The sequence below is a fragment of the Ruegeria sp. CDSC025 genome, assembly GCF_059610805.1.
On record NZ_JBXWOJ010000029.1, the window covers coordinates 1 to 7,514 of the forward strand.

General features: G+C 55.6%; 3 protein-coding genes and 1 pseudogene. 2 read left to right on the plus strand and 2 right to left on the minus strand.

Features of this window, described 5'->3' with window-relative positions; translation table 11 throughout:
- Positions 1-73 precede the first annotated feature (73 nt).
- Both AC2FH8_RS20480 and AC2FH8_RS20485 read right to left on the minus strand, forming a co-directional pair.
- Positions 74-3,871 (minus strand): hypothetical protein, encoded by a 3,798-nt coding sequence (locus AC2FH8_RS20480; RefSeq protein WP_496690627.1) that lies wholly within the window; start codon positions 3,869-3,871, stop codon positions 74-76.
- Positions 3,872-4,356: 485 nt separating this feature from the next.
- Positions 4,357-5,379 carry a permease gene (locus AC2FH8_RS20485; protein ID WP_496690628.1) on the minus strand — a complete coding sequence of 341 codons (1,023 nt, stop codon included), beginning with the start codon at positions 5,377-5,379 and terminating at the stop codon, positions 4,357-4,359.
- An 85-nt stretch (positions 5,380-5,464) separates the two neighbouring features.
- On the opposite strand from AC2FH8_RS20485, the gene AC2FH8_RS20490 reads away from it, so the two are divergent.
- Positions 5,465-6,322 (plus strand): LysR substrate-binding domain-containing protein, encoded by an 858-nt coding sequence (locus AC2FH8_RS20490; protein WP_142640415.1) that lies wholly within the window; start codon positions 5,465-5,467, stop codon positions 6,320-6,322.
- Positions 6,323-6,626: 304 nt separating this feature from the next.
- Positions 6,627-7,097: pseudogene (locus AC2FH8_RS20495) on the plus strand (tyrosine-type recombinase/integrase); the annotation flags it as partial.
- Between the last annotated feature and the right edge of the window lie 417 nt (positions 7,098-7,514).

The window sequence follows — 7,514 nt, forward strand, 5'->3', positions numbered from 1 at the left end:
AGATCAGACATGTTCACCGCTCGTTTTTGAACCGTGAATCACGCCGCAAAACGGAAATCAATGGGTCCTGACCCTAGCGCTCACCTGTAGAAAACTTGACAGTTACCGGGTTTGCGCCTTTAACGCGCAGCTCCGCCACATGGTCACCTGGCTTGGGTACATCGATCCAAGCATCCAGATCTTTGGCGACATTCTTGCCGTCCAGATACCATTCAACGGATTTTGCTTCGGTGCGGCCAGTGAATGTACCCCAGAGATGCAGCGGTCGGTCCGGGCGCACCACTTGCCCCTCAGAGGGGTGAATAATGGCGAGTTCGGGTGGCGCTAGTGGCAGTTTAACTTGCTTGGTGTCTGCCGTTGCGGTGAAGTAACCGTCATGAGCAAGGACCCTAATCCAAACCTTGTCGACCGGAATGGTGTTGGGGTCGATCTCAAAGCTGTTACCTCTCGCACCAACCCTGAGCCCGTTCCAGCGTTCACCATCAGAAGACCATTGCAGCCAAATATCGGGATCGTAACCACGCTTGGCACCGGTCGTTTTCCAGGAAACCTTTAGACCAGACTTGCCAATGCTGGCTTCAGCCGAAGCCAATTTAACCGGCCGTGCCGGTCGCTTGCGCTCCCATATGACTGCGTCCCCCTGGCAGATGCGGATTGCAATTCCGGAGCCGACATCGCCCATTGCCGCAATGAAACTATACGGCGGTTTAGGCGGATCCTTTTTATCGCCTCCGCCGCAACCGCAGCCATCGCCATTGGCGTCGTGATTATCCATTGTGAACACCGGCGCAGATGAGATCACCTCGTCCTTGTCCCCGATCAACTGCAAAACTAGATCGGTACGCGCGCCAGACATCCGCAAGGGCCGGGTTGGAACCCGTACGAGGCTTGCGACCGAGACCTGCATGTCTTTGCCGACCTCTCCCACGATCGTCACGAAAGGACGCATCTGGTCTTGCCTGTCGACTTCCATGGCGCCTGCCCCCACCGAATTGCCGCCAGACACGCCTGTTGCCAGCGCCACCGGGTCAAATTCGGCGCGGTTCAGCATATAGTTATGCGTAAAGATCGAGACCCACCGGGGGCCGCAATAACCCATCAGATCCTCACTGTTGGCTGGCCGGTGTATTGTCCCGTCATTTGTGTCGAGGCCGTATTCGCCGATGCTCGCATCCGAATAGACAGTGTTGCCATTGCTATCGGTCGTTGTCATGCCGGTATCGTAAGGCTCGTAAAGCGGGTAGCTCGCGTTTGGCGTGCCGACCGTGCCACATGGGGCATGTGGTAAACCCGCCTGATGGCCCAACTCATGCGCCAACGTGATCGGGCTACCGGACAAGCCAGCGCCGTTGCCGCCGCTGGCGCATCCTGTGTTGCCATGCGAGCGCGGGATCGCCGCATTGACCAGTCCATAGTAAAGCCAATCGCCCTGATTACCGTCATTCGTGCGCGCGTTAGCCACGAAATTCAGGATCGGCGTCCAGTTGGGATCGCATCCCCCCGCTGGGAAATTGTTGTTTGTCAGACCTTGTGTTGTTGTCTGACTGTCGATGATACGCACATTGGGCGTACTGCCTACCGGGAAAACCCGAAGGGCAAAGCTGGTATCAGCGGCAACTTGTGCTGCGTTGGGGGCAGGCAAGGTAATATTGGCGCCGCCGCCCATCGGTGGACCGTTATAGCCAATTGTGACGGCTGCAACGCGCAACTCTTGCTCAAGATCGACATCAACAAGCTGTTGGGCCGTGCCGCTGCCTCCATAGCAATCGTCTGGCGACGAGACAGTGATAGAAAGGCGCAAGAGCCCGGTCATTACGTTGGCAGGGATAATGAAGTTCAGCGTCGCATCAATGTCGCGTCTCTCTGCGTCGTAGCTTGAGAAACTGTCCTGCGCTGTCACCGGGGCATTGGTCGGAACGATATTGGCCACCGTGGACCAGATCCCACCAACCCGGCGTTCCACTTGAAGTGTGCCACTGACATTGCCGAGCTGCCCATTATCGAAATTCGGATCCTGCCCACTGCGCAGATATGTCCGCACCCAGGCCGATTTATTGGCAACAAGTTGAAGGGAGTTGTCCGGGCCGCGGTCAGCTGGATCAGTCAGATGCTGGTTGGCTCGGAAATACTGAATCGCCTGCGTTACCTCGACCCCGTCGATGGATAGATCCGGCGGGTTCTGGAAAACGAGGTCTAAGCCCTGACTTACTGTAGGAGGTTTACATTTACCGGTCACGACGATTTCGACCCGCACTCGGGTCGTTTGGTCGAAGTCAGTCTGATCGAAGTCCCAGCGTCCCAGATCGGGGGCCGGTGAAATCTGCGCAATGGCAGCGCCGGTGTCTGTATTGACGATGCGCACAGTCACTGAGTCAGCGGCGCAGACCTTCCAGCGGATTTTCAGAACCTCGCCGGGTAACAGGCAGTCGTCGTTCTGATGCCCTTTGACGATAAACTTGAGAATGTCAGCGCTTGTGCCTTCGAACTCAGCCAACATCGTGCCGCTTTTTCGATAGTCCAGGAAACGATCGCAGACGCTGATCGTTTGGGTCGGAGGAATGATCGCCAAACCACATCCTGCACTGGACGGGACGATCACGCAGATGCGTTCGTCTGACCACGAGGTCGTCACAGCGATCGGACCGGGGTTCATCGTGCCATGCTGGGTGAACTGCACTTGCCCCGCAATATCGCCAAACCCGCACCCGCAGATCGCAACCGTGTCACCGGGGCAGGCACGCTCTGGGTTGATCTTGGTCACGGTGTAGCATTCGATACTGCACAAGTTTCTATAGGCATCCGTGATGCAATCCAGGATGGGCTGGCGGACACAAGTTTGACAGCAAGGCACTTGTCCGCAAGGGGTTTGACCGGTGCAGATGCACATCACATATTCGAGCAGATCCTTAAAATGACGCCTTGCGTGCGGCTTCTTGCAGATCAGGTTGACAGCTGCTTCATGAAGCGCGGTCAACACCTGGAACCGGCAACGTTGTTCAAGCAGCGCGCCGACGTATTTGATCATTGTTGGTCTGTGACTACAGGATACATGCATGGCCGCAAAGACCATCAAGCTCATGTCTTTGTCAGCGATCAGGGACTTACCGGTCGGGCAGACATGGTCGGAACAGCACACCGGGTTGGGTTTGGATTTGATGGGCTTACAGCTGTCATCATTGCAGTCGTCGGAAAAAATGTCCTGCAAGATACCGCCTGCGTCATCCCCGGATGCGCCGCCACAGCCGCAGCCTGTTGGCGACGTGGCACAAAGAGCATTGAGGACATCCACATAGCGCCCCTTGGCAGCGACGTCTCCGTTCAGAACACTCCAGGCATCACTAAGCGAGTTGTCAAAAATCGCAAGCGTCGGGCGGATGCACTCAAAGAAGTGAGTGCGCTTGCGCAGCAACCGATCAGCATCCGCAAGCTCAAGCGCTTCCTCAATGTCATCAAGAACGCTTTCTGGCAAAAACGGCTTATTCGGTGCAGCCCAGCTTAGCGGGCGGCTCAGGTGACACGCCAGCTTCTTTGCCGGGATGGCGACGTCGATTTTAAAATCGTCGGTGCAGGAACAATCCTCAATCTTGAGCCGGGCTTTATGGATGCGCACCCCGTCGCGGTCGCGCAGCTTTATCCGCAATTCCATCGGACCTGCACATCGACAGTCTTCGGGTATTTTCGACGAATCCACTATGAGCACAAATCGGCCATCGGCGGCTGTCAGGACGCATCCAAGATCGATTTTACAGTCGTCTCGCTTGCGCCAGCCATCCCCAAATACCGCCTGAATCTTGACCAATATACCGTGTACGGGCTGACCGTTCTCCTGTTGGGTGACACGACCGAAAACAGATTGAATAAGACTGGACATAGCTAAAGTAAGCCTCCGTTTTAATAATGAACTTCTGTCAATTTCTCTTGGGAATTGCGCCAAATAGGACGCTTTACACCAATCTCGACCAAGTGTGATTTGCAAATTTGGAATAGTGTTAATGCTGTTTAAATATGCTTTTATTTTGCGCCAAAATACCCAAAATGTCAATCAGGTGCCACCTAGGGCGTCGCCGCTCGGAGGCATTAACAGCAATGAACACCGCACTCCTTCCGCACGGTGCCAAGTGTAAAATGCCACACAGCTCTGACGTGAAGAACTGGTTATTGTGCAATTTTACCGCGCACGCGGCCAAAAAGCACTGAGCGGCCCATAAAAGGCATTCAACACCCCGCTGGCATTCTGCGGACGCAGCCCGCATTTCGGTCATTCGCTGCAAGTGCAAATTTTGGCGCTGCTCGTACTCACACATTGCGGACGAAGCTGCCGGTTGCTGAACGTCTGCTTCCCGTTAACGCTGAATCTCAGACGATCCACCCAAAGACATACCCCGCCCCAAGCGAACCCAGAACTGCAAGCAGCAGATAGAGCATCAACGGTTGCAATTTGAGCACCGGTGCGATGGCCATAGCACCCCAGATGCTGACCGCGCCGCCCGAGACAAGGAAAGCCATCGCCGCGCCTTCGGACATGCCGTTGTCGATCAACCCGCGTGTCAGCGGGAGCGCAGCGTAACCGTCGATATAGGCCGGGGCACCGACAAAGACAGCGGCGGGTATGGCCCACCATTTGTCTTCGCCAACATATGCTGCCAGTGCGCCCGGCGTCAGTGCGGCGTTTAAGGCATACTCGGCGGCAAATGCCGGGATCAGGCAGATCAGGATCAGCCGCGTGGTCGCCCAGAACTGTCTGCTGAAAGAATGCCTTCGTGCCTCAGACCGCCATACCCATGGATCAAAGGGTTGATCCCTGCCGCATCGTGCGGCACTCAGTTGGCGCGCAAGACCATTGTCTCGAAGCGCGCTCATTGCCCAAGGTGTCTTGGCGAATAGCCCTGTGATCACGCCCCCGAATATGCCTAATCCGAAAGCTGCGAGTGTTTTGCCGATCGCAAAGCTCAAACCCAGTGTCGCGGCTGTTGTCGCGAGCATCGCCGGATCAGTTATTGGGGAGGACAGCCAGAATGCCATGATCGGAGCAAGTGGCACGCCCGCTGCCAGCAATCCGGCCATTAAGGGCAGCACCGTCACACCGCAGACCGGCGTGATGGCTCCGATGAGCGATGCAGCCAAAACCGTTCGCAACGTCCTGCCCTCGAACGCGCCAGCGATGTGGGTATCCGCGCCGCTGGCGATGATCCAAGCTGCTAGAACGATGCCCGGAATGACAATGGGGGCAACGACAATTAGACCCCATAGGACGAACCTTGCTGCGTTTGCGGCGTGTTCCGGCCAAGCAAAACCTACACCTGCCAACAGAAGCAGAAACAGGCCCCACACTAAGGGTTTCCGGTTGGATGGTCGGTTGGCAGCTGTCTGATCGGACATGAGATACTCCTCTGACCTTGAAAAATAGTGCGGCACGAGGCATCTGTGAAACGCATAGTTACAATTTCCGATATTGGAAAAACAAATGGAAAACCTGGATAGCGATCTTCTGCGAACCTTCGTCGCCGTGGCTGATGCCGGAAGCGTCACAGAAGGCGCCGCCCGCATCCACCGGTCGCAGTCTGCAACGAGCCTTCAAATCAAGCGCCTCGAAGCGATCCTGGGTCAGCCGGTCTTCGACAGGCATGGTCGCGGGGTGGTCCTGAGCGACACGGGACGAAAGCTATTTCCAGTCGCGCAGGACGTGACGGCACGTCTCGATGCGGCACTACGAGAGATTTCCCAGAACACGGTAAGCGGGAAACTACGTTTGGGCATACCCGACGATCACGGACGAACGAAACTCGCGGCGATCATTGCGACCTTCACCCGCCATCATCCGAAAGTCGAACTGGATGTCACATGCGCTCTGAGCACCAGTTTTCCCGAGGCCCTCGACAAAGGTTCGCTGGACCTTGCGGTCTATGAGGTCGAAAACCCGTCCAGCCAAGAGGAAGTTCTTTATGAAGACCCAACTTGTTGGGTGTCGTCGGTGCGCTGGAATTTTCAGATCGATGAAAGCCTTCCGGTGGCCTTGTTCGATCATGCATGCTGGTGGCGCGACGCGGCAGTCAATTCATTGCAAGCCCGCGGAGAGCCATATCGCGTTGTATATTCCAGCCAGAGCGTCTCTGGCGTAATTGCAGCGGTTGAAGCTGGGATTGCAGTAGGTCTACTTGGTCGCTCGTCGTTTCACGCAGGTCTATCGGTGGTGAACGACGCATTGGGCTTCGGAAACACGCCTGCCTCCAAGCTGGTGATGGCATCCAGCAAGCCGAAAGAACAAGGGCCTCAGGACGCTATGAAGGAGGCGATCCGAGCCGCATTTATGGCCAAGCCATAAAAAGCTGACTTTCGCTGCGCTCTGTCGAATGGGCAGGTCGGACTAGGTTCCTGACATCGGAGGCGGCGCGGCATCCTGTGGTATGACGCCTGTGTCAACGTCGGGTCGTCGTTTTGGGAGGGCATGGCGGATCGGAGGATTAGTCATGGAAATACCAAACTTACCTGCCATTCGCGCACTTCGACTAGCCTGGAACAAGGGCCGCATTGTCGGTCAGAAGCGGCCACTGAAACCAAAGCATGTCTGAGCAATCTGGGTGCGGCTTGAATTGGCAGAGTACCATCGTGATCTTGCTCTGTTCAATATGGCAATCGACAGCAAGCTTCGCGGCTGCGACCTTGTGAAGAGGAAAGTTGTGGATGTGCTGGCGTCAGGCCAGATCAGGGAACCCGCCTCAGTGCTGCAGAACAAGACGCAGAAGTCAGTTCGGTTTGAGATATCGGAAGGCACCCGCACATCCGTCGGAAAATGGATGGAATACGAATTGATGGTCGGATCAGAGTATCTTTGGCTAGGCCGTTTTCATGAGCGCCTTCACATATCGACACGTCAGTATGCGTAGATTGTTCGGGACTGGGTCACGTCGATCGGACTGGAAGCCAGTGCATATGGCACGCATTCGATGCGGCGAACGGAAGTCACTCAGTTCAACAAGAAGACTGGCAACTTTCGCGCCGTTCAGCTTCTGTTGGGGCACACAAAGATGGACAGTACAGTCAGGTATCTTGGCGTTGAACTTGAGGATGCCTTGGCCATTGCTGAAGCTATTGAAATCAAACATCTCTGGGCCGCCTACACGGTCGGCCCTTACCGGTCACTCGACATGCCGTCACGATGCTGCGGTCGCAGCCCACTTTTCGGTCATTCGCTACGACAGCAATATCTCAACACAAGCGAACTCACAGAACGCGAACGATACTGTCTTTCGCTGCCAGCGCACCAACGGCAGCTATTTACGCATCGCGTCTGTCGCAAAGAGAAAGAGGCAAAACCGGATACAGGCCAATCACTTCGGACAATTTGAAACGGGTGCCCTGGTACTTATTCACGTCGACGCCGCACGAACTTACGGCTTTCAAACTAAGTTTTCGACGAAATTGGTAGCGAACTTATTACTAGGGTCAGGACCCATTGATTTTCGTTTTGCGGCGTGATTCACGGTTCAAAAACGAGCGGTGAACATGTCTGATCT

Excerpts from the sequence above, each read along its gene's own strand:
- AC2FH8_RS20480 (WP_496690627.1), bottom strand. The coding sequence starts at position 3,871 with ATGTCCAGTCTTATTCAATCTGTTTTCGGTCGTGTCACCCAACAGGAG.
- AC2FH8_RS20485 (WP_496690628.1), bottom strand. The coding sequence starts at position 5,379 with ATGTCCGATCAGACAGCTGCCAACCGACCATCCAACCGGAAACCCTTA.
- AC2FH8_RS20490 (WP_142640415.1), top strand. The coding sequence starts at position 5,465 with ATGGAAAACCTGGATAGCGATCTTCTGCGAACCTTCGTCGCCGTGGCT.